Here is a 22,553-nt window from a genome sequence, read left to right as displayed (position 1 = left end):
ACCCTAGGGACTACTCAAACCGTCGATGATGAATGGATCCATTAGCCGACCTTACCAAGGAAGGCCTTCGGACTGAAATTGAAGGGCAGCATTAGCACCCGGTTACGTCTAGCCTTGGGAACTAGCCGAATGAGGGCTCCGGAACGAGCTCCTTTAATTAGCGGATATTGACTTCGCATGTCGCCTCCGGTCGCTCGACGCGAGCATAGAGACGACCGAGATCCCCAATTTGGCTGATCCAATGAAGTCAGGTCCAGCATGATATCCACCGTCGAGCTATGTAGACAATCTTGAGGTGACTTCCGGCTAACAATCACACTTTACAAACGGCAAATGCGCCATCCAAATTGACTCTGGACAAACCGAATCTGCCGCTTCAAAGTGTGCGAACGTCGATGGAAAACTATGGACGAATGATGTACGTAGTAAAGGGTGTGGGAAGCTGGAAACAGGCTTAGGGAATTGATTTTGTAATCAAAATCTTAGAGTTGGACTTCATGAGTCCTCCGTCTCCGCCATTTTTGCAATAGGTTCCGCGCGATGATCAAGTCCCGCTTCGGTACCTTTCGGGGACTTGTCCGCCTCGCTCTCTCCTATCCGCAGCTTTTGCTGGGCCGATCGGCCAGCCGCGCGCCCGATGTGGCGCAGGTGCGCCGGCTGGTGTTCGTGTGTCAGGGCAATATCTGCCGCAGCGCCTTTGCCGATGTGGCCGCAAGGCAGGCCGGGCTGAATGTCGCCTCTTTCGGACTGTCGACCATGACCGGGCGCGGCGCGCATCCGCCTGCCATCGTGGCGGCGCACGCGCTGGGCCACGACCTGTCGGCGCATCGGGCAATCGATATGCAGGATTATGAACCGCTGGACGGCGACCTTTTGCTGGCGATGGAGGTGCGACAGTTGCATTGGCTGGCCGCCGATCCACGCCTGAAAGATCTGCCGCACATGCTGCTGGGCCGCTGGACCCGGCCGATGCTGCCGCATCTGCATGATCCCTATCAACTGGACGATCGCTATATGGCGACATGCCTGATGCGGATCGACCGGGCGATCCCGCAATTGGTCAGAGCTTTTCCCGGCGCACGGCTTTCCTGACCATCTGCACCATATCGCGCAGCCAGGGTCGAGGATCGGAGCGGCTGAACACATAATAGCGCGCGCGGGGATCGAAAAAGGCCAGCACGTAAGCGACCAGATCGACAATCGGACGACGGCGGAAGAAGGGGTCGCCGATGCGGCGGGGCATGAATAGAATACGGGCGAGCCTTTTGGTTTCCGGCACCATATAGCGCGCGCGCAGATCGTCGCGTGGCACGGACGCGGGATCGGTCTGGCTCAACACCTTGCGACGATAGGCCTCCCAAGCGAAGTCCGCACCGCAATGGAGCGCCAGTGGCAGGCTACCCCAGAAACGGCCATTGACCTCCATCAGCCAATAATGGTCGCTGGCCGGGTCGTAACGATATTCGACCATCGCCTGCCCTTCCCAATCGAGCGCGCGGAGCAGCTTTTCCGACAGCGCCATTTGCGGGCCATGCGCGTCCGCAGGTTCGGCGCGGCAGAGGGTGGAAACGCCACCTTCGGGCGGCCATTCGTGCAGGCGACGATGCTGGAAGCGCAGCGTCGCCTGCCCATGCGCCATATAGAGCATCTGGCCCAGCCCCATGCCCCGGCAATATTGCTGGATCAGCGGCCAGCGGCCGATCGGCGCATAGCGATCGAGCAAGGCGAGGAGCTGGTCTGCGTCACGGATATAATCGGTCTTGATCCATGCAAGCCCCGCCTGTTCCAGCAAGCCCATGATTTCAGGCGGATTTGCCCATTTGGCCACCAACGGATAACGCATCTGCGCCGCGCGAGCAGCGAAATCCTCGCCTGAGCGCGGCTGCCAGGTCTGCGGCACACGCAGGCCCGCCGCCGTCGCCGCCTCAATCGTCTGCATCTTGTCCAGCACCCGTCCGAGTTGCTGTGGCCGGGGGACGAGGATGTGACAATCGCCGATCATCGCCGGCATGGCGGAAAGTTGCAGCAGGTCGGTTTCGGAAATGGCCAGTACCGCGCAGGCGCCCGTTCTGGCGATCAGGTCGGGCAGCCAGTCGGCGATCGGGCCGGCAGGGCGTTGCGTCCAGTCGGTGCAGTAGCGTGACGCCACGACAATGGAGTCGGCATCCCGCGCGATTCCATGCACGGGTACGCCATGCCGGCCCAGATCGCGCACGACCGCAAGGCCGATAGCATTTTCCAGACCCAGGACGATCGCGCCGGGCAATAGAGTCACGCAGGCACCAGCCGATGTTCGTACCGCCAGGTCGCCCAGGCCTGCTGCGCAAGGCGCAAGCCGGTGCGCAACCGGCTTGGCGCGGCACGGGTCAGCGTGCGGGACGGCCGGTCGGCCAGTTTGACGGACAGGTCGTTGAAGCCCGCACCCCGAACGCCGGGCAGGCGAGCAGCATCCCGGCAAAGCGCCTGAAACCGGGCGATGACGGCACCATTGGGCCGCTGGCGATCGCGCGAGAGCATTTCGAAACTATGGGTGACGACGTTGAAGGCATCATGGCCGTTATGGACCGCATGGCGCAGGCCCGCGCGCATTTCTGCAGCGGACATGGCGCAAATCTGGGCCGGGCGAAAACCGCCGGGCTTGTCCTCTATGCCCGATACCGGCAGTTCGGCAACACCCTGCGCCCGGATTGCGCCTATCTGTGCCCGGTCGGCCGAAATACCACATTCGCGATCGAGATAGGCCGGATTTACGCTACTGTCCCACACGACCCCCAAAAGGGTCAGCGCGCGCAGCGTATCGTCATTGGCGCCAAAATTGCCGGCACGAAAAGCCGTGATGGCGGGCGCTCCCGCCTGCTCCAGCAACCGTTTGGCAAGGCCGAGCAGAATGACCTGATCGTCCAGCGAAAAGTCGCCGATATTGCGGCCCAGTCGGCCACCGACGGGCGAATCCTTCGCCCAGGCCAGCCATTCGGTGTGGATGTGCATCTGCACCTCATGGCCGCGGGCGACGATGGCGTGGACGATCGGGGCCAGAAAACCGGCGCCATCGACCAGCGCCGGCATGGGATCGAGAAAGAAGACGCCCTTGAGGCCATGGCGATCGAGCAGGTCCATCTGCCAGCCGATCCCGAAAGCGCCGGCCCTTGTCCGCGCCCAGATCGAACGGTCGATATTGTCGGCAAGACTGACCCCACGCTGATGCAGCGAGGAAGAGAGTTCGGTATCGACGGTGATCAGCAGCGCGGTCATCAAAAGGTCCGGTCCGGGGGCGGCACATCAGCATTAGATGATGCGGGTTAAGGAGGGGTAATATGTCTCCCGCATGTCCGATAGGAAATTCTATCGAAATATGCGCCCCTGACCCTTGCTATCCCCTGAAGACGGCGCCTGGCGCCGAAATCCTTCATTCCAGCAGCGAGAATTCCCCGTAATTGCCCTGAAAGAAGAGCAAGGGGCTGCCGGGACGATCGACTTCCAGCGCGACCACGCGGCCAAGTACGATATAATGGTCGCCCGCTTCATGCACGGCATCCAACGTGCAGTCGATCCAGGCGACGACATCGTCCAATATGGGAGAGCCATTGGCCGACACGCGGTGGGACAGGCCGGCAAATTTGTCCGGTCCCGGACCCGCGATCTGGCGGCAGAGCGGCAATTGGTCGCTGGCCAACACATTGACGCAGAATTTGCCGACGGCCTGCAAACGCGGCCAGCTGCCTGAGCTTTTGGCCGGGAAGAAGGCGACCAGCGGCGGGTCCAGCGAGACCGAGGTGAAGGAGCCGACGACCATGCCAACCGGGGTGCCATCCGCCTCTACCGCGGTGATGACGCAGACGCCGGTAGGGTAATGACCCAGCACCCGGCGAAAAGTCGCATTGTCGAAACTGGCCACGCTCATGCCTTGCTCCCGAGACGGTTCATGCGCCCCCCTCTCGCGCAGAACGCGGCACAAGCAAATGATAAAGCGCGGGCCATCGACGAGAAAATCTCAGCCGATGGCCGGTGCGGGATCAGAGCGCGACGCCCCCGGCTGCCAGCACGGCAAGCGTGAGCAGTTCGGATGCGTTGGAGGACATCGTAGCGATTTGCACCGATTTTTCCATGCCGACCAGCAACGGGCCGATCGTCGTGGTCCCGCCCAGTTCGCGCAGCAGCTTGGCCGAGATATTGGCCGATTGCAGGCCGGGCATGACCAACACATTGGCAGGTCCCGACAGGCGGCTGAACGGGTAGCTTTTCATGACGGTCGGGTTGAGCGCCGCGTCCGGGGTCATTTCGCCTTCATATTCGAAATCCACGGCCCGTTCGTCCAACAGCTTCACCGCATCGCGCACATTGTCCAGGAAGGCGCCGGGCGGGTTGCCGAAGTTGGAATAGGAGAGGAAGGCAACACGCGGATCGTGGCCCATGCGGCGGGCGACGGCAACCGTCCCTTCGGCGATATCGGCCAGTTCGGTGGCAGACGGGCGTTCATGGACGGTGGTGTCGGCCAGGAACACGGTCTTGTCCTTGGTCACCATGACATGAATGCCAAAGGGCGTGCGGCCGGGCGCGGAGTCCATCACCCGCTTCACTTCACGCAGCGTCTGGCCATAGGGGCGGGTCGTGCCGGTGATCATCGCATCGGCGACGCCCATCTTGACCAGCAAGGTGCCGAAGATGTGCCGGTCGCGATTGACCATCCGCTCGCAATCGCGGCGGAGGTAACCGCGGCGCTGGAGGCGGGCGTAAAGCAGGTCGACCATGTCGGGCACCAGCGGCGAATTGACGCTGTTGTGCAGTTCGAAGCTTTCGGGATCGCGCACGCCCAGCGCTTTCAGCTTTTCCATCACATCGTCGCGGCCGACCAGGACGGGGATGCCATAGCCCAGCTCGCGGAACTGGATGGCGGCGCGCAGCACCACTTCCTCTTCCGCTTCGGCAAAGACGACGCGCTTGGGATTGGCCTTGGCGATCTCATAGGCGCTGGTGAGGACCGAGGTGGTCGGGTTGAGCCTTGCTTTCAACGACTGGCGATAGGCGGCCATGTCCTCGATCGGCTTTTGTGCGACCCCGGTTTCCATCGCCGCCTGCGCGACGGCGGCAGGGACCACTTCCATCAGGCGCGGGTCGAACGGCGCGGGGATGATATAATCGGGGCCGAAGCTGTGCGACCGGCCATAGGCCTTGGCCACTTCTTCAGGCACTTGTTCGCGCGCCAGCTCGGCGATGGCATGGGCGGCGGCCAGCTTCATCGCTTCGTTGATCCCGGTCGCGCGCACGTCGAGCGCACCACGAAAGATGAAGGGAAAGCCAAGGACATTATTGACCTGATTGGGGAAGTCCGACCGGCCGGTGGCGACGATCACATCGGGGCGGACCGCATGGGCGTCGGGTGGCAGGATTTCCGGGTCGGGATTGGCCATGGCGAAGATGATGGGGTTGGGCGCCATGGATTTCACCATCTCCTGGCTCATCGCGCCGGCGACCGAAAGGCCCAGGAACACGTCGGCGCCTTTGACCGCTTCGGTGAGCGTGCGCGCGTCGGTCTTGACCGCATGGGCCGACTTCCACTGGTTCATGCCCTCGGTACGACCCTGATAGATCACGCCCTTGCTGTCGCACATGATGACGCTGTCATTGGGGACGCCCAGTGCCTTGATCAGCTCGGTGCAGCTGATGGACGCAGCGCCCGCGCCGTTCACCACCACCTTCATGTCCTTCATGGCGCGACCGGTCAGCAGCGCCGCGTTGATGACGCCGGCGGCCGCGATGATGGCGGTGCCATGCTGATCGTCGTGAAAGACCGGGATGTTCATCCGCTCTTTGAGCGTCTGTTCGATGATGAAACATTCGGGCGCCTTGATATCCTCAAGGTTGATGCCGCCGAAGGTCGGCTCCATCAGTTCGACCGCGTCGATGAAGCGATCGACATCCTCGGTCTTCAATTCGATGTCGATGGAATCGACGTCGGCGAAGCGCTTGAAGAGGACCGCCTTGCCCTCCATTACCGGCTTGGACGCCAGTGCGCCGAGATTGCCGAGGCCCAGGATCGCCGTACCGTTGGAGATGACCGCAACCAGATTGCCCTTGGCGGTATAGTCATAGGCGGTCGCGGGGTCGGCGGCGATGGCGCGCACCGGCACTGCGACGCCCGGCGAGTAAGCGAGGCTGAGGTCGCGCTGCGTCGCCATTGGCTTGGACGCGATGATCTCGATCTTGCCGGGGCGACCGGTCGAGTGGAAAAACAGCGCTTCGCGCTCGGAAAATTCCACATTCGATCTGTCGGACATCGCGCACACCCATATATTGGAACAATAAGGCGGCCCTAGCGGCAAGAATATCTTGTGGGCAAGTGCGAGAAACGCAATTTTCCTGCCCTTTTGCGAAACTCTGGTTTCGCTCGCGGCTTCGGGCTATCGCCCTGCCCCATGGCTTCTTCGACCGATACAGCAGCGCCCACCCCGATGATGGCGCAATATTTGACGCTCAAGGCCGAGGCGCAGGATTGCCTCCTCTTCTATCGCATGGGCGACTTTTTCGAGCTGTTTTTCGATGATGCGAAAATGGCGGCGGCGACGCTGGACATCGCATTGACCAGCCGGGGCGAACATGGCGGCCTGCCGATCCCGATGTGCGGCGTACCGGTCCATAGCGCCGAAACCTATCTGGCGCGGCTGATCAAGGGTGGACACCGGGTCGCCATTGCGGAACAGACCGAGACGCCGGCGCAGGCCAAAGCGCGCGGCGGCAAGACGCTGGTGGCGCGCGCGATCGTCCGTTACGTCACCGCCGGCACGCTGACCGAAGAGACGCTGCTCGACAGCCGGCGCGACAATATGCTGGTAGCCCTGGCGCAGGTCGGGGGTGAAAGCGCGGGCGAGATCGGCATCGCGGCGGCGGACATTTCGACCGGCCGGTTCGAGACGATGACCTGTCCCATGGGCGACCTGCCGGCCGAGTTGGCGCGGCTGCGGCCAAGCGAAGTGGTGGTGGCCGAGGGATCGGGCTTCGCGGTGGCGGACATGCACCCGTTCGACAAAGCCGCCTTTTCCAGCAGCAGAGCCGAAGATGCACTCAAACGCCTGTTCGGGGTCGCGACGCTGGACGGGTTCGGCCGGTTCGGGCGGGCCGAACTGGCGGCGATGGGCGGCCTGATCGCCTATCTCGACCATGCGGGCAAAGGCACGCTGCCCTTTTTGGCCCCGCCGCTGCGCAAGACGAGCGGCGGCCATGTCGCGATCGACGCGGCAACGCGCGAGAGCCTGGAGATCGTATCGACGACCAATGGCACGCGCGCGGGCAGCCTGCTGGGCGCGATCGACCGGACGGTGACGGGCGCGGGCGCCCGGCTGCTGGGGCAGGATCTGTCGGCGCCGCTGATGGACCTGGCGGTTATCGAGGCGCGGCTGGGCCTCGTTACCCTGTTCCACGACGATGCGACGTTGCGCGACCAGTTACGCGGTGCGTTGCGGGTGCTGCCCGATATCGGCCGGGCGCTGGGGCGCGTGGCCGTAGGGCGGGGCAGCCCCCGCGACCTTGGTCAATTGCGCGACGGCCTGGGCGAGGCGCGATTGCTGCGCGAGCGGTTGGGTCGGCTGGCCGACGCGCCGCAATATCTGGTGCAGTTGCTCCCCGCGCTGGACGGGCATGGCGCGCTGGTCGATGCGCTGGCTCGCGCTTTGGTGCCTGCGCCACCCACCGAGACGGCAAGCGGTGGCTATATTGCCGACGGCTATGATCCCGCGCTGGACGAATTGCGGCGCCTGAGCAGCGACGGTCGCCGCGCCATCGCCGCGCTGGAGGCCAAATATCGTGAGCAGACCGGGATATCGGCGCTCAAGATCCGGCATAATGGCGTGCTGGGATACCATGTCGAGGTACCGGCCCGTGCCGCCGACCTGCTGATGGCGCCCGACAGCGGCTTCACCCATCGCCAGACTTTGGCAGGCGTGGTGCGCTTCAATTCGATCGACCTGCATGAGGAAGCCGGGCGCGTGGCGCAGGCGGGCGCCCATGCGCTGGTGGCCGAGGCCGCGCATCTGGAAGAACTGATCGGCGCCGTGCTGGACCGCAAGGCCGACATCGCGCGCGCGGCCGATGCGCTGGCGCGGCTGGACGTTGCCGCCTCGCTCGCCGAGCGGGCGGCCGAGGGCGGATGGCAACGACCGCATTTCGTCAACGCGGATGGGGCGGGCCAGTGCCTGGACATTGTCGGCGGGCGGCATCCGGTGGTGGAAGATTCGCTGCGCAAGGAAGGCCAGCCCTTCGTCGCCAATGATTGCCGACTGAACGAAGCCGACCGGCTATGGCTCGTCACCGGCCCGAACATGGGCGGCAAGTCGACCTTCCTGCGCCAGAATGCGCTAATCGTCATATTGGCGCAGTCGGGCGGCTATGTGCCCGCGCAGGCCGCGACGCTCACTCTGGTGGATCGACTGTTCAGCCGGGTTGGCGCATCGGACAATCTAGCGAAAGGGCGATCGACCTTCATGGTCGAGATGGTCGAGACGGCCGCCATTCTGGCGCAGGCGACGACACGCAGCTTCGTCATCCTGGACGAGGTAGGGCGCGGCACATCCACCTATGATGGCCTCGCGCTCGCTTGGGCAGTGGTGGAGGCGGTGCATGAGGTCAACCGCTGCCGCTGCCTGTTCGCGACCCATTATCATGAGCTTACGCGCTTGGCAGAGACGCTCTCGTCGCTGTCGCTGCACCATGTCCGCGCGCGGGAGTGGAAGGGCGACCTCATATTGCTGCACGAGCTGGCCCAGGGGCCGGCCGATCGCAGCTATGGCCTGGCCGTCGCACGACTGGCGGGGTTGCCACCAGCCGTGCTGAAACGCGCCAAGGATGTGCTGGCGCGGCTGGAAGCGGGCAAGGCGAAGACCGGCGGCATCGCAGCGGGCCTCGACGACCTGCCCTTGTTTGCGGCGGTGGCGACGCAGGAGGCGGCGCCGCCCGACCCGCTGCTGACGGCGATCGCGGCGATCGATGCCGACGCCCTGTCCCCGCGTGAGGCACTCGATCACATATATCGATTGAAACAACTGGCCGCTGACCTGCGGCAAGACTAGAGCAGGATCATGGGCATACAGTATCCAGCGCTGGGATCGCGGCGTGCGATCATCGACCGGCGCGCCATTTCAGACACGATCAACGCCCTGGCGCAGGAGCATCAGGGTGACGCCATGCGCCTGCGCGGCGCCATCGTAAAGGAATTGAAAGTCGCGCTGGACGAGGGCCGGGCCGAAGTCGCCAGCCGGCTGAGTGCCAAGCCGACGCGCGGGCGGGAATCGGTGACGGCCTTCGCTTTCCTGATCGATCAGATTTTGCGCCTGCTCTACGATGCGACGACGCATCATCTCTATCCGGCCGGCAATCGCAGCACGGGCGAGCGGATCGCGCTGATCGCCGTCGGCGGATATGGCCGGGGCGAGATGGCCCCGCACAGCGACGTCGATATCGGCTTCATCACCCCCTGGAAGCCGACCGGCTGGACCGAGCAGGTCATCGAATCCATGCTCTATTCGCTGTGGGATCTGGGCCTGAAGGTCGGCCACTCCAGTCGCTCGGTCGATGAAACGATGCGCATGGCCAAAAGCGACCTGACGGTGCGCACCGCCCTGCTGGAGGCGCGCTATGTGTGGGGCGATCGGGCGCTGTACGAAGAAACGTCGGTCCGCTTCGACGCCGAAGTGATGCAGGGCAATGCCCGCGCCTTCGTGACGGAGAAGCTGGAAGAGCGCGACGAGCGGCACCGTCGCATGGGCGACAGCCGCTATGTCGTCGAACCGAACGTCAAGGAAGGCAAGGGCGGGCTGCGCGACCTGCATACGCTGTTCTGGATCGGCAAATATGTGAACCGGGTGCGCTCGGTGGCCGATCTGGTCGATGTCGGCCTGCTGACGGAAGCCGAATTGCGCCAGTTCCAGAAGGCCGAGGATTTCCTGTGGGCGGTGCGGTGCCACCTGCACACCATTACCGGGCGGGCCGAAGACCGGCTGACCTTCGACCTGCAACTGGAAACCGCGACGCGCATGCATTTCACCGGACGTGCCGGTCGGTCGGGGGTCGAGCGCTTCATGCGCTATTATTTCCTGAACGCAAAGACGGTGGGCGACCTCACCGCCGTGTTCCTGGCGCATCTGGACGACCAGATGGCCGAAAAGGGCCGTCGATACATTCCGTCGATCTTCCGCCGGCCCAAGAAGCTGGACGGTTTCGTGCTGGAACGCGGGCGGATCGCCCTGCCCAGCGACGATTTCTTTCAGGCCGACCCGGTGCGGCTGCTGGACATCTTCGCCGTGGCGGACAAGCATGGGTTGCAGATCCATCCCAGCGCGATGCGCGCGGCGAGCCGCGATGCAGGCCTGATTTCCGCCAAGGTCCGCAAGGATCCGCGCGCCAATGCCGCCTTCATGGATGTGCTGACCAGCCCCCGCGACCCGGAGACGGTGCTGCGCTGGATGAACGAATCGACCGTCTTCGGTCGGTTCGTGCCGGACTTCCGCCGCGTCGTCGCGCAGATGCAGTTCGACATGTATCATCATTATACGGTCGATGAGCATACCATCCGCGCCGTCGGCCTGCTGTCGCGGATCGAGAAGGGCGAGCTGGAACAGGACCATCCGCTTGCAAGCGACCTCATGGGCAAGCTGCTGTCGCGCCGCGCCCTCTATGTCGCGGTGCTGCTGCACGATATCGCCAAGGGACGCGGCGGCGATCATAGCCTGCTGGGCGCCGAAGTGGCGGAACATCTCTGCCCGCGGCTGGGCCTCACTCCCGCCGAGACGGAGACGGTCGCCTGGCTGGTGCGATATCATCTGCTGATGTCTGCCACCGCCTTCAAGCGCGATCTGGCCGACTACAAGACGATCCTCGATTTCGTCGATGTGGTGCAAAGTCCCGAACGGCTGCGCCTTCTGCTATGCCTGACCGTAGTGGATATCCGCGCCGTTGGACCGGGCGTCTGGAACAGCTGGAAGCGGCAATTGCTGGGCGACCTTTACGAGTCGGCCGAGGAAGTGCTGCGCCTGGGGCACAAACAGAAGGGCCGCGGCGAGCGGGTGACGGCCAAACAGGCGGCCCTGCGCGAAGCGATGCACATGGACGACGCGACATTCGCAGCGTTCAGCAAGCGGCTGCCCGAATCCTACTGGATCGCCGAACCGGACGATATCCTCTTCCACAATGCACAGCATATCGTGGCGGCGGGCGATGCGCAGCTGTCGATCGCGGCGCAATATTATCCGCAGCGCGGCGCGACGCTGGTGACCGTCTATGCCACCGACCATCCCGGCCTGTTCTACCGCATCGCCGGCGCCATCCATCTGGCGGGGGGCAACATCATCGACGCCCGCATCCATACGACGCGGGACGGCGTGGCGATCGACAATTTTCTGGTGCAGGACCCGCTGGGCGGCGCGTTTCACAGCGACGAGCAGTTGAAGCGGATTCGCGGCGCGATCGAGGATTCGCTGTCGAACCGCCATCGAATGATTACCAAGCTATCAGCCCGGCCCCTGCCCCGCACCCGTGCAGAAGCCTTCCGCATCGAGCCGAATGTGCTGATCGACAACAAGGCGTCGAACCGCTTCACCGTGGTGGAGGTCAATGCCCGCGACCGGCCAGCGTTGTTGTTCAGCCTCGCCAATGCGCTGTTCCAGTCGAAGGTGACGGTGCACAGCGCCCATGTCGCCACCTATGGCGAGCGGGCGGTCGATACTTTCTATGTCACCGACCTGTTGGGCGGGAAGATCGAGAGCAAGGGGCGTTTGCAGACGCTGGAGCGGCGCTTGCTGGAGGCCGCCGGCGGCGAAGTGGGCGAAGCACTGCAACGGGCCTGACACATCGTCGTTCAGATCAGTCGCATCACCATCCAGCCAAGGATGATCGCCAGGCACCAGGCGAAGATAGCAGCGACAATGATGATACCCAAACGGCGGCGCGGCGACAGGATCTGGTCATCCTGCTCCGACGGTCGGGCCGGTCGATGGGCGGCGCTCAACATATCGACCTGGTCAAGGGTCAACAGGATGTCGAAGATCAGGCCGATACTGCCTTCCGCCAATAATATGACCTGTGCCGGGCGTGGACCGATTGCAGGCAAGTCGATCGTGATCCGTTCCCCGGCTACAAGGGCCAGATCGGCCGATACGCGGCAACCGCCACGGGACAGGTCGTTCACGACGATATCGACCACGTCTGCCTTGCCCTGAAAAATCGACGACATGGGATCGACGTCCGCGCGACCATCCTTCAACAATCGGGCATGAATGCACATCGCTTGTTCCTGACCGGATCGGCATCGCATGACGGGGATTAAGCGGACATTAATCGCTTCCTACGCCTGGACGTCCATGACGTCACCCGGATTCAACCGTGGCAGGAGACGCAACATATCCATTCTTTCCACCGCCACGCAGCCGGCGGTGGGTCGTCCTTCCGACAGATGGAAAAATATGGCGCTGCCCCGTCCCGGAACGGGCGGCGCGTCATTGTGACCCAGCACGACGATGATGTCATAGGCGTCGTCGCTCCGCATCATACTTTCGGCAGAGAAGCCGCGTGGCAGGCGGACCGGGCGATTATAGGCCGGATCGGCTGCATCGTCCGACCAGCCATCATTGCTGCGCACCCAGCGCCAGGGGAGGCAGATACCGGTGGTCTCGACCTTGCCGGGGCGCAGCAGAACGCCACGAATGGGCCAGAGGCCGAGCGGCGTGCAGCCGTCCCCTTCCCGCTTGTCCGCCGCAGTGCAAGTGCCATTGCGTCCGATGGTGCAGAATATGACGATGTCACCGAAGGTCAGGCGGCCCGCGCCGCTTTCGACCCGGATGATATTCACAGCTGGTGGCCGGTGCGGTCGCGCTTGGTCGCCAGATAGCGTTCATTATGCGGATTGGCGGCCAGGATGATCGGCAGGCGCTCCGTCACCTTGATGCCGGCCGCCTCCAGCCCGGCGACTTTGTTGGGATTATTGGTGAGCAGGCGCACCTGATCGACGGCGAGCAGGTCGAGCATGCGCGCTGCGACCGAAAAATCGCGCGCGTCGATGGCAAAGCCCAAGCGCACATTGGCATCGACCGTGTCGAACCCCTGATCCTGCATCGCATAGGCGCGCAATTTGTTGACGAGGCCGATGCCGCGCCCTTCCTGCCGCAGGTAGAGAAGGATGCCCCAGGGCGCGTCGGCGATCCGGTGCATCGCCTCATGCAATTGCGGGCCGCAATCGCATTTGAGGCTCCCCAGCACGTCGCCGGTCAGGCATTCGCTGTGCAGGCGGATGACGGGTGGCGACGAATCCCGCTGGCCCACGATCAGCGCGACATGCTCGCGCGGTTCGTCCGGACTGCGAAAGGCGATGATTTCCGCGCTTTCGCTGGCCGAAACGGGCAGGCGCGCGCGGGTGGCGATGGCAAGGTTGGTGGCGTCGTCATAGGCGGCGATCGCATCGGCGGTGACATCTGCCTCGACCCGCCCGTCGCCTTCCAAAAGGAAATAGGCAGGCAGGATGCCGGCGAGGCGGGCCAAACGAAGCGCCGCCTTGGCCGCCTGCGGCGCAGGCAGTATGCGAGCCCGGAACGGCCCCTTGAGCGGGGACGCCAGGTCCAGCACCGGATCTGAAATGGCGGTGGCGACGTCGGCGTCGATCCACGGCGCGCGCTCCACCAGCACCGGCAGGTCGGGATCGGCGGCCGCCAATTGATTGCCAAGTTTGAGCGTTTCGGCGCGGGCGGCGGAAATCAATATGTCGGCGCGTCCCTGCGGGTCGAAATCCGCCAGCGTCACCGCATCCGCGCCCTCGATCGCCATCAGGCGGATCGCGCCATCGGCGGCAGTCAGGCGGATCGCCCAGCCGCGACGCAGGGCGTCGATCGCCCGCGCGGCATCCCGTCCGCTCGCGGCGCTCATCAGAAGGCGAACTCGGTGATGATGGGAATATGGTCGGACGGCTTGATCCAGCTGCGCGCCGGCTCGACGACGCGATGGCTGACCGCCTTGTCCGCGACATCCTTCGTCATCCACATGTGGTCGAGGCGGCGACCCCGATCCGATTCCGCCCAATCCTTCGCGCGATAGCTCCACCAGGTATAGAGGCGCGCCGGCGCCGGATGGAAATGGCGGCCGATATCGACCCAGTCGTTCGATGCCTGCAACCGGGCCAGAATCTCGCATTCGACCGGCGTGTGGCTGACCACGTTCAGTAATTGCTTATGGCTCCACACGTCGCATTCCAGCGGCGCGACGTTGAAATCGCCGGTCAGGATGGCCGACTTGTCGCCAAGGCCGGACGACCATTGGATCATCCGTTCGATGAAATCGAGCTTCTGGCCGAATTTGGGGTTCACATCCCGATCGGGAACGTCGCCGCCAGCGGGGACATAGACATTCTCGATCCGCACGCCATTGTCCAGCCGGACGCCGACATGGCGCGCCTCGCCATTGGCCTGCCAGTCGAACCGGTCGTCCTCATGAATCGGCACCTTGCTCATGATCGCCACGCCATGGTGCATGCGCTGACCATTCAGCACCTGATGGACGTAGCCCAACCGTTTGAACATGTCGGTGGGGAAAATCTCGTTCACCACCTTTGTTTCCTGAAGGCACAATATGTCGGGTGCTTCAGCGCGTAGCAGCTGCTCGACGATGTCGATGCGTGCACGGACGGAGTTGATGTTCCAGGAGCAGATGGAAAGAGTATCGGCCATGCTAGGCAACTAGGGTCGCTGGCGTCGTTGCGCAAGCGGAAGACCGATGCGGCAGACAAAGTAAGACCCCCGCTCCGGGGGCGTGGAACGGGGGTCTCGATCGCGCCCTTGAAGCGCTTTGCGGTACGAGAGGGGAACCGGGTAACAGGGGGGAAATCCCGGTTTGGTCTCGCGCCGTTGATGCATGATTAGCGCTGCCGATATGAGCGTGAGATGAACGGGCCGGCAAGATTACGTCCGATCGCTCGGACCGTCTTGCCGGACGCTCAGGTCAACTGCCGGACGAGCGGCCCCTTGGCCTGGGATCGGTCCAGCGAAAGGCAGAGTCGGCAACCGGTGCTCCATAGACCTGATTGGAAAAGCGCACCGCCGTGCGGTTATTCTGCGAATCGAGCATGACCCAACCATAAAGCTGAAGCCCTGCCGGCGCGGATGCATTGCGTTTGAAGATCATGGTGATGGTGCCATATTCGGGACGCTTTGGATCGCGCGCTTCGACGCTCAGCACCGTCGGATCGCCGGTCGGCACCAGCTTGCCATATTTGGACAGATCCTTGGACGGGTCGAGCAGCGCACCCAGCGGCGAATTGCCGATCGGCCAGCGCTGCACCTGACGCACTTCATAATCGATCATGGTCAGCGCCTTGCCATCGCTAACGATCAGCAGCGGCACGCCCTTTTGATATTGGAAGCGGATCTTGCCCGGCTGCTTAAGGGTCAACTTGCCGGTCAGGGTCTGGCCGTTGCGGTCGGTCTGGCTAAAATCGGCGGTCAGCGTGGTGACGGCGCGGATATATGCGTTGACCTGGGCAAGGTCGGACTGGTCCTGCTGCGCGGCGGCGGGCACGGTCGGGACGACCAGCGGCGCAGTGGCGGCAAGGACAAGCGCTAGGGGCGCAACGATGCGCTTCATGGCGTTCAACTCCGATTGTTTGGGAAGATTGGGCTAGGGGACGGGGCTTGAACCCTCCGTGAACCCTGCTGTTCCGAAATGGCGCATTTTGGGCAAGGGGTGATGGGGGAGAGCATCCGTCTTGAACTTGGAACCGGCTCGATCCCCCATGCTCCCGCCTCGCCCTGCCGGTCTGACCGGCGGCACCGCTCCAATTATGTTATCGGCGCGGCAGCAGCGAGATGTGTCTAGACCCATTTGCGGACAAAAAAAAGGGCTGATCCGAAGACCAGCCCGTAAAAGTTTTTAGGAGAGGATGCCTGAAAGGCCTGCTCTCTATGTTCCAACTGGTTCATGACGGCAAATGCGAAGGAAAGCAGTGCGATTGCATGAAGTGCAATCGTCGCCATTCCGGCGGGGTCAGATCGGATTCCCATTCTCGTCGCGCAGCACTTCTCGGCGGCCGACATGGTTGGGAGGACCGACAAGGCCTTCCTCCTCCATCCGCTCGATCAGCCGCGCCGCAGAGTTGTAGCCGACGCGCAGCTGGCGTTGCAGCCAGCTGGTCGAAGCCTTCTGATTTTCGAATACCAGCTGGCATGCCTTGCGGAACAGCTGGGCGTCCGGGCTGTCGTCGCCCAGATCCACGCCGTCCAGGGCGAAGCTGCCCTCTTCCGGCTCCTCGGTGACCGCCTGGATATAATCGGGTTGGCCCTGCGCGCGCCAATGGTCTGCGACCATGCGGACTTCGTCGTCCGACACGAAGGGACCATGGACGCGGGTCAGGCCCTTGCCACCGTGCATGTAGAGCATGTCGCCCTTGCCCAGCAGTTGCTCGGCGCCCTGTTCACCCAGGATAGTGCGGCTGTCGATCTTGCTGGTGACGAAGAAGCTGATGCGGGTCGGCAGGTTCGCCTTGATGACGCCGGTGATGACGTCGACCGACGGCCGCTGCGTCGCGAGGATCAGGTGGATGCCGGCGGCGCGCGCCTTTTGCGCCAAACGCTGGATCAGGAATTCGACTTCCTTGCCTGCCGTCATCATGAGGTCGGCCAGCTCGTCCACCACCACCACGATCTGCGGCAACGGCTGGAAATCCAGCTGCTCTTCTTCATAGATGGGCTTGCCGGATTCAGGGTCGTAGCCGGTCTGAACCCGCCGGCCCAATGGCTTGCCCTTCGCCTTGGCCGCCCGGACCTTCTCGTTATAATTGGCGAGGTTGCGGACGGAGATGGACGCCATCATGCGATAGCGATCCTCCATCTGCTCCACCGCCCATTTGAGCGCGCGAATCGCCTTGGCCGGTTCGGTGACGACCGGGGAGAGGAGATGCGGTATGTCGTCATAGGTCGACAGTTCCAGCATCTTGGGGTCGATCATGATGAGGCGCAGCTGGTCCGGCGTCATGCGATAGAGCAGCGACAGGATCATGGCGTTCAGGCCCACCGACTTGCCCGAACCGGTCGTACCCGCGATCAGCAGATGCGGCATCGGCGCAAGGTCCGCGATGATCGGTTCGCCCGAGATATTCTTGCCCAGAATGATCGGCAGGGTCGCTTCCTGCGCGAATTGCTCGCTGGTGATGAGTTCGCGGAAGGACACGCCTTCGCGATTCGCATTGGGCAGTTCGATACCGATGACGGTACGGCCGGGAATCGTCGCGACGCGGGCGGAGAGCGCGGACATATTGCGGGCGATGTCGTCCGCCAGCGCGATCACGCGGCTGGCCTTGATGCCCGGCGCGGGCTCCAGCTCATACATGGTCACGACCGGACCGGGGCGGACTTCGGTGATGTTGCCCTTCACGTGGAAGTCGTCCAGCACGGATTCGAGCAGGCGGGCGTTGCGCTCCAGCGCGGCCTTGTCGATCTTGCCACCCTGATTGGCGGGAATCGGGTTCAGCAGATCGGGCGATGGCAGCGAGCTGTGGCCGAACAGATCGTCCTGGCTGACCGGCGCCATGGTGCGCTGCACCGGCGCGGGCTTGGGCGTCTGGATCGTGATGGGTGGCTTGGGCTCGCTCGACACCTGCTTGCGCGGGGCGATGACTCGCTCGGCCGGTTCGTCTTCCTCATATCCATCTTCGTCGGCCACAGCGACAGCGCCGCCAAAGCCGAGCGTCGGGCGCGGCAGGTTAAGTTTGGGCAATGAAGGGCGGCGCAGCGCGATGATCGGCTTTTCCAGCGCCAGGCTGCGATAGCAGGCTAACAGGCCGGCGATCAGCGTGACGACGACCAGGGCGCCCTTGATCCACGGCGCGGCGGCGGGCGCATGCGCCGTCAGGCTGGCAATGCCCTTGGCCACGACCAGCCCGATCACCCCACCCCATCCGGCGGGCAGGCCGACCAGCGGCGAATCCTGAAACAAGGCGAGCGCAATGCCGATCAGCACGATGCCGAACAGGCATTTGCCGAACTGCGCCTTCCACCCGCTCATATCCTGGTCGCCCCACAGGCGACGGGCGGTGACGGCCATCAGCGGCAGGATCAGCGCAACCGGCACGCCCAGCAGCCAGAGCAGGAAATCGGCGGCCCAGGCACCGGGCGCCTGCATGATGTTGGCGACATGGTCACCCGCGACCGTGTTCATCGACGGGTCGCTGGGCGCATAGCTGAGCAACGCCAGTGCCAGGAACAGGGTCGCCAGCATGAGCGTGATGGCGCCGATCAGCGCGCCGCTGCGAATGAGGCTGCGCTTCAGCATTTCACGCCATTCCGGCGAGCGTTTCACGGTGCGGCCGACGGCCATATATTCTGATGTCCCCCAAATGTTCCGTTTCGGCACAATGCCTCTTCGGGCGAGTCCGCGTCAAGGGCGCGGCCCATCGGCTCGTCCCGCGCATATCGGGATCATCAAACATGTTCCCCGGCGAAGGCCGGGGTCCAGTTCAAACGCCCGATCTGGACCCCGACCTTCGCCGGGGAACGGCACTCTCAATATTCTGCGCTTTGAGCCAGTCCCGCCAGCGCGTCGCCGTCCAGCCGCTGTATCGTCCATTCGTCCATCGGCTTGGCGCCGATCGCGCGATAGACGGCAATGGCGGGTTCGTTCCAATCGAGCACCGACCATTCGAGCCGGGCGCAATCGCGTTCGATCGCCAATTGGGCGAGCCGCGCCAGCAGCGCCTTGCCGGCACCAAGGCCCCGCGCCTCCGGCAGGACGAACAGATCCTCCAGATAGATGCCCGGCCGTGCTTCGAAGGTCGAAAAATTGTGGAAGAAGAGCGCAAAGCCGATCGGCTTGCCATCATGCTGCGCGATCAGCACTTCGGCCATGGGGCGCGGACCGAACAAGTGGCGCTCCAGCGTCGCGCGATCGCCCTTCACCTCATGGGCGAGCCGTTCATAGTCGGCCAGCGCCAGGATGAAGGCGTGGATGGTGTCGATATCACCGGCCACCGCCTCGCGAATGAGGATGCTCATGCTGCGCCTGCCTCCAATTGAGAGCCTTTTGCGGCCAGATCGGCCGGCTTGGAGCGCGCGGCGATAAGGCAGGCGACCACGATGAGCAAGGCGCCCGCCACGGTGCTAAGCGTCACATGCTCGCCAAAGGCCAGCCAGCCGACGATCGAGGCCCAGATGAAGGCCGTATATTCCACTGGAATCAGTCGCTGCGCCTGCGCCCGCGCATAGGCCCAGGCGAGCGCCGAGAGCGACGTGAAGGCCAGCGTTGCGGCAAGCAGCACGAGCGGGACCGCCTGGAGCGGCGGCAGGATGGCGAGCCATGGCGCACCGATCGCAAAGACCGCCAGCATGACGAGATGCTGGAAGAAGGCGACCTCGATCGGGGATGCGACCTGCGCCTGTTGCCGCTGGATGATGAGGTTCCAGGCAAACAGGACGGCCGAGCCCAGCACCGCCATCACGCCCAGCAATGCATCGGCCCCATAATGCCCCTGCAACTTGCCCGACAGGATGATGCCGACCCCGACCAGTCCAAGCAGCGAAGCGCCGATGGCCCGGCGCCCGACCTGTTCATTAAGCAACAGCGCGGCCAGATAGAGGGCAATGAGCGGCGCGATGAAGGACAGGGCGATCGCCTCGGCCAATGGCAGGCGCAGAATCGCCCAGAAGAACAAGGCCGCCATCAAGGCCACGACCGTCCCGCGCAAAAGATGGATGCGCAGCACCGCCAGGGTGGGCCAGCGCTGGCGGGTCAGCAGCATCAGGGCAAGGCCCAGCAAGCTGCCCGTCAGCGCACGCCAGAACAGGGCGTTGTAGAGGCCGATCGCCAGCCCCAGCCCCTTCATAGCCGCGTCCATCACGGAAAAGAGCGCAACGCCCACGCAGCAGACGAGAAAGGGAATGGCGAAACGACCCTGATCTTGCGACATCGGGTACGTCCGCGCCTTTATTCGGCTGCCTCGACCTGGCTGCCGTCCGCCTTGCCGGCGTCGGTGGTTTCGGCCTCCAGCTTTTGCGCCTCGATCTCCGCCGCCTTGGCCTCCACCAGCTTCACGATATGATCGACCATGTCGGCGTCCTGAATCACATGGTCGGTGACGCCCGACAGATAGACCATATGCTTGCCATTGCCGCCGCCGGTCAGGCCGATGTCCGTTTCGCGCGCTTCGCCGGGGCCGTTGACGACGCAGCCCAGTACCGAGAGCGAGAGCGGCGTATTGATATGCTGGAGCCTTTCCTCCAGCGCCTGTACGGTGCGGATGACGTCGAAGCCCTGCCGCGCGCAGCTGGGGCAGGAAATGACCTTCACGCCGCGCGTGCGGATACCGAGCGATTTCAGGATTTCGTAACCGACGCGCACTTCCTCTTCCGGTTCGGCGGAAAGGGAGACGCGGATCGTGTCGCCGATCCCGGCCCAGAGCAGGTTGCCGATGCCGATCGCGCTCTTCACCGTGCCGCCGATCAGCCCACCGGCCTCGGTGATGCCAAGATGCAGCGGGCAGTCGACCGCGTCGGCCAGCTGCATATAGGCAGCGACGGCCAGGAAGACGTCGCTGGCCTTCACCGCGACCTTATATTCGTGGAAATCCTGGTCCTGGAGCAGCCTGATATGGTCGAGCGCCGATTCGACCAGCGCTTCGGGACAAGGCTCGCCATATTTTTCGAGCAGATCCTTTTCAAGAGAGCCGGCATTGACGCCGATGCGGATCGAACAGCCATTGGCCTTGGCCGCATCGACCACTTCCTTCACCCGCTTTTCCGACCCGATATTGCCCGGATTGATGCGCAGGCAAGCGGCGCCGGCGTCGGCGGCTTCCAAAGCGCGCTTATAATGGAAATGAATGTCGGCGACGATCGGCACGCGGACAGCGCGGACGATCTGTTTCAGGGCCGCGGTGGACTCTTCGTCGGGGCAGGAGACGCGGATGATGTCGACGCCTGCTTCCTCGCAGCGGCGGATCTGGTCGATCGTCGCCTTGACGTCATGGGTCAGCGTATTGGTCATGGTCTGCACCGTCACCGGCGCATCGCCGCCGACGGGAACATTGCCGACCATGATCTGGCGCGACTGCCGCCGCGCTATGTCGCGCCAGGGGCGCAGGCCGGGATTATGGTCGGACATGAAATAGGGGCTCCGTAAGCTACGAAGCCCCTATAGGGATTTTTATCGGCAGTTAGAAGCGCAGCGTGGCCGATGCCGCAACCTGATCCGCGTTACCGCTGGTTTGCGCCAGCGTGGTGGCGGTGACGGTCGCGGGCGATGGGAAATAGCTGTCCGGGCGGATGATGTTCGCCTTTTCAACGAAGGTGTGGGCGTAGCTCAGGTTCAGCGCGAAGTTATCCGACATGTTCCAGGTCGCGCCGCCGGTCAGCCAGACGCGGTCGCCATCGGGCACGCGCGTGGTCAGATGCTGCGGATTGGTGGGCGAGCGATCGAACATCGTGCCGGCGCGCACGGTAAAGGCCGGGCTGACATCATATTCGCCGCCCACGCTGACCGAATAGCTGTCCTTGTAATCCAGTTCCTTGTTGGTCGTGCCGGTCGCCGAAGTGACGGCGATGCCCTTGAACTTCGACCAATTATACCATTTGCCGGTGATCATCGCGCGCAGTTGCGGCGTCAGCCTGTGCATCATCGAAACCGTCACGATGTCGGGCAGCTCCAGCGGCGCGGTGGCGGCAAATTCGCCATTGCCCGCCGCGATCGGGCCGACCAGGCCGGACACGATCTGGGTGCCGGCCAGCTTGTGGTTGATGCCGGAGCGATAATGGGCGCCGAAATTGGTGTCGCCGGTGGTGTAGAAGATGCCGGCATTCCAGCCGACCGACCAATCGTCGCCCTTCAGGCTGGCAAAGCCGTCGGTGGTGACGAGCGGCGACAATTGCGGCAGCGCATTGGTCAGCGTGGCCTTGACATATTGCACGTCCACGCCGCCGCCGATCGACAGATTGTCGGTCAGCTTATAGGCGGCCGATGGCTGGATATTATAGGTTTTGAGATTGGTGTAGAGCGAGTCATAGCGACCGAAGAAACCGTCGTCATATTCCAGCTTCAGGCCGAAGGGCGCGTTGACGCCCAGGCCCACCCAGAGCCGGTCGCTGACCTGCGCGCTGGCGTAGAAGCTGGGAATGGGGATGACGCTTTCGAACGGATTGCCACCGTCATTGCCGGCAATCGGCGTGGTGACGGGGACGCCCGGAATGCTCCGGCGCGAACCGCGATTGGTCTGGTGCGCCGATGCCATCAGCGCCGATCCGCCGATCGAGGTCTGGATTCCCGACAGCTGGGTCATCGCGGCCGGATTGAAATAGATGGTCGACGGATCGTCGCCCGCCGCCGCGCCGCCCGACATCGCCCGGCCGGTTTCGATCGGAGACTGTTCCTGAAGATAGAAGCCGCCGGCCATGGCGGGAAAGGGTGCGGCCATGACCCCGGTGACGAGGAGGACGCGGCTGAGATGGCGGCTAAGGGACATGAGAAATCCTCTACTAGGTGGCGACTATTCTGCTGCCGTTCGGCGCCCCTGCAACGCGCGAAGCCGGCTTATGAGCTAGGGGCTT

Annotated in this window: 18 protein-coding genes; 3 read left to right on the top strand and 15 right to left on the bottom strand. The window is 63.7% G+C overall.

Annotated elements, in window-relative coordinates; all coding sequences use genetic code 11:
* The first annotated feature begins 540 nt into the window (after positions 1–540).
* Positions 541–1,092, top strand: a complete 552-nt coding sequence (locus tag AC07UX_RS17530) for an arsenate reductase/protein-tyrosine-phosphatase family protein (RefSeq protein ID WP_495193257.1) — start codon at positions 541–543, stop codon at positions 1,090–1,092.
* On the opposite strand, the gene AC07UX_RS17525 is transcribed toward AC07UX_RS17530, so the two are convergent.
* The 4 genes from AC07UX_RS17525 to AC07UX_RS17510 form a co-directional block, all read right to left on the bottom strand.
* Positions 1,061–2,275, bottom strand: coding sequence for a carboxylate--amine ligase (locus AC07UX_RS17525; RefSeq protein ID WP_495193256.1), 1,215 nt, complete (start codon positions 2,273–2,275; stop codon positions 1,061–1,063). The genes AC07UX_RS17530 and AC07UX_RS17525 overlap by 32 nt on opposite strands.
* The gene (locus AC07UX_RS17520) at positions 2,272–3,252 is read right to left on the bottom strand and encodes a polysaccharide deacetylase family protein (RefSeq protein WP_495193255.1); all 981 of its coding nucleotides are present in this window, start codon (positions 3,250–3,252) and stop codon (positions 2,272–2,274) included. The genes AC07UX_RS17525 and AC07UX_RS17520 overlap by 4 nt, the downstream gene beginning before the upstream one ends.
* A gap of 154 nt (positions 3,253–3,406) precedes the next feature.
* The gene (locus AC07UX_RS17515) at positions 3,407–3,901 is read right to left on the bottom strand and encodes a flavin reductase family protein (RefSeq protein ID WP_495193254.1); all 495 of its coding nucleotides are present in this window, start codon (positions 3,899–3,901) and stop codon (positions 3,407–3,409) included.
* Positions 3,902–4,013: 112 nt separating this feature from the next.
* Complete coding sequence (locus AC07UX_RS17510) at positions 4,014–6,275, bottom strand: NADP-dependent malic enzyme (protein WP_495193253.1); 2,262 nt, start codon at positions 6,273–6,275, stop codon at positions 4,014–4,016.
* 138 nt (positions 6,276–6,413) lie between these two features.
* Between AC07UX_RS17510 and mutS the strand changes: the two genes are divergently transcribed.
* Together mutS and AC07UX_RS17500 are read left to right on the top strand one after the other, a co-directional pair.
* A complete protein-coding gene (gene mutS / locus AC07UX_RS17505; RefSeq protein ID WP_495193252.1) occupies positions 6,414–9,059 on the top strand; it encodes a DNA mismatch repair protein MutS in 2,646 nt (881 codons plus the stop codon).
* A 9-nt stretch (positions 9,060–9,068) separates the two neighbouring features.
* A complete protein-coding gene (locus tag AC07UX_RS17500; protein ID WP_495193251.1) occupies positions 9,069–11,831 on the top strand; it encodes a [protein-PII] uridylyltransferase in 2,763 nt (920 codons plus the stop codon).
* An 11-nt stretch (positions 11,832–11,842) separates the two neighbouring features.
* Here AC07UX_RS17500 and AC07UX_RS17495 read toward each other — a convergent pair whose 3' ends face one another.
* The 11 genes from AC07UX_RS17495 to AC07UX_RS17445 all read right to left on the bottom strand — a co-directional run bounded on the left by AC07UX_RS17495 (position 11,843) and on the right by AC07UX_RS17445 (position 22,468).
* The gene (locus AC07UX_RS17495; protein ID WP_495193250.1) at positions 11,843–12,268 is read right to left on the bottom strand and encodes a hypothetical protein; all 426 of its coding nucleotides are present in this window, start codon (positions 12,266–12,268) and stop codon (positions 11,843–11,845) included.
* 60 nt (positions 12,269–12,328) lie between these two features.
* Entirely contained in the window at positions 12,329–12,832 is a 504-nt protein-coding gene (locus tag AC07UX_RS17490; RefSeq protein ID WP_495193249.1) for a L,D-transpeptidase family protein, read from the bottom strand.
* The gene (gene ribA, locus AC07UX_RS17485) at positions 12,829–13,899 is read right to left on the bottom strand and encodes a GTP cyclohydrolase II (RefSeq protein ID WP_495193248.1); all 1,071 of its coding nucleotides are present in this window, start codon (positions 13,897–13,899) and stop codon (positions 12,829–12,831) included. Before ribA ends, AC07UX_RS17490 begins: the two co-directional genes overlap by 4 nt.
* On the bottom strand, positions 13,899–14,696 hold the full coding sequence (locus AC07UX_RS17480; protein ID WP_495193247.1) for an exodeoxyribonuclease III: 798 nt from the start codon (positions 14,694–14,696) through the stop codon (positions 13,899–13,901). The genes ribA and AC07UX_RS17480 overlap by 1 nt, the downstream gene beginning before the upstream one ends.
* Before the next feature lie 271 nt (positions 14,697–14,967).
* The gene (locus AC07UX_RS17475) at positions 14,968–15,609 is read right to left on the bottom strand and encodes a LolA family protein (protein WP_495193246.1); all 642 of its coding nucleotides are present in this window, start codon (positions 15,607–15,609) and stop codon (positions 14,968–14,970) included.
* A 227-nt stretch (positions 15,610–15,836) separates the two neighbouring features.
* The gene (locus tag AC07UX_RS17470; RefSeq protein ID WP_495193245.1) at positions 15,837–15,998 is read right to left on the bottom strand and encodes a hypothetical protein; all 162 of its coding nucleotides are present in this window, start codon (positions 15,996–15,998) and stop codon (positions 15,837–15,839) included.
* A 10-nt stretch (positions 15,999–16,008) separates the two neighbouring features.
* Entirely contained in the window at positions 16,009–18,336 is a 2,328-nt protein-coding gene (locus AC07UX_RS17465; protein WP_495193244.1) for an FtsK/SpoIIIE family DNA translocase, read from the bottom strand.
* 185 nt (positions 18,337–18,521) lie between these two features.
* A complete protein-coding gene (locus AC07UX_RS17460) occupies positions 18,522–19,010 on the bottom strand; it encodes a GNAT family N-acetyltransferase (RefSeq protein ID WP_495193243.1) in 489 nt (162 codons plus the stop codon).
* Positions 19,007–19,921 (bottom strand): DMT family transporter, encoded by a 915-nt coding sequence (locus AC07UX_RS17455; RefSeq protein ID WP_495193242.1) that lies wholly within the window; start codon positions 19,919–19,921, stop codon positions 19,007–19,009. Before AC07UX_RS17455 ends, AC07UX_RS17460 begins: the two co-directional genes overlap by 4 nt.
* Positions 19,922–19,938: 17 nt before the next feature.
* Positions 19,939–21,114: a flavodoxin-dependent (E)-4-hydroxy-3-methylbut-2-enyl-diphosphate synthase gene (gene ispG, locus AC07UX_RS17450; RefSeq protein WP_495193241.1), complete on the bottom strand. Its 1,176-nt coding sequence runs from the start codon at positions 21,112–21,114 to the stop codon at positions 19,939–19,941.
* A gap of 52 nt (positions 21,115–21,166) precedes the next feature.
* The gene (locus AC07UX_RS17445; RefSeq protein WP_495193240.1) at positions 21,167–22,468 is read right to left on the bottom strand and encodes an OmpP1/FadL family transporter; all 1,302 of its coding nucleotides are present in this window, start codon (positions 22,466–22,468) and stop codon (positions 21,167–21,169) included.
* Between the last annotated feature and the right edge of the window lie 85 nt (positions 22,469–22,553).

It is taken from the genome of Sphingobium sp. GW821-FHT02B05 (assembly GCF_059421905.1).
Note: the sequence above shows the minus strand (reverse complement) of the source record. Positions and strands in the feature narration are given on the sequence as shown.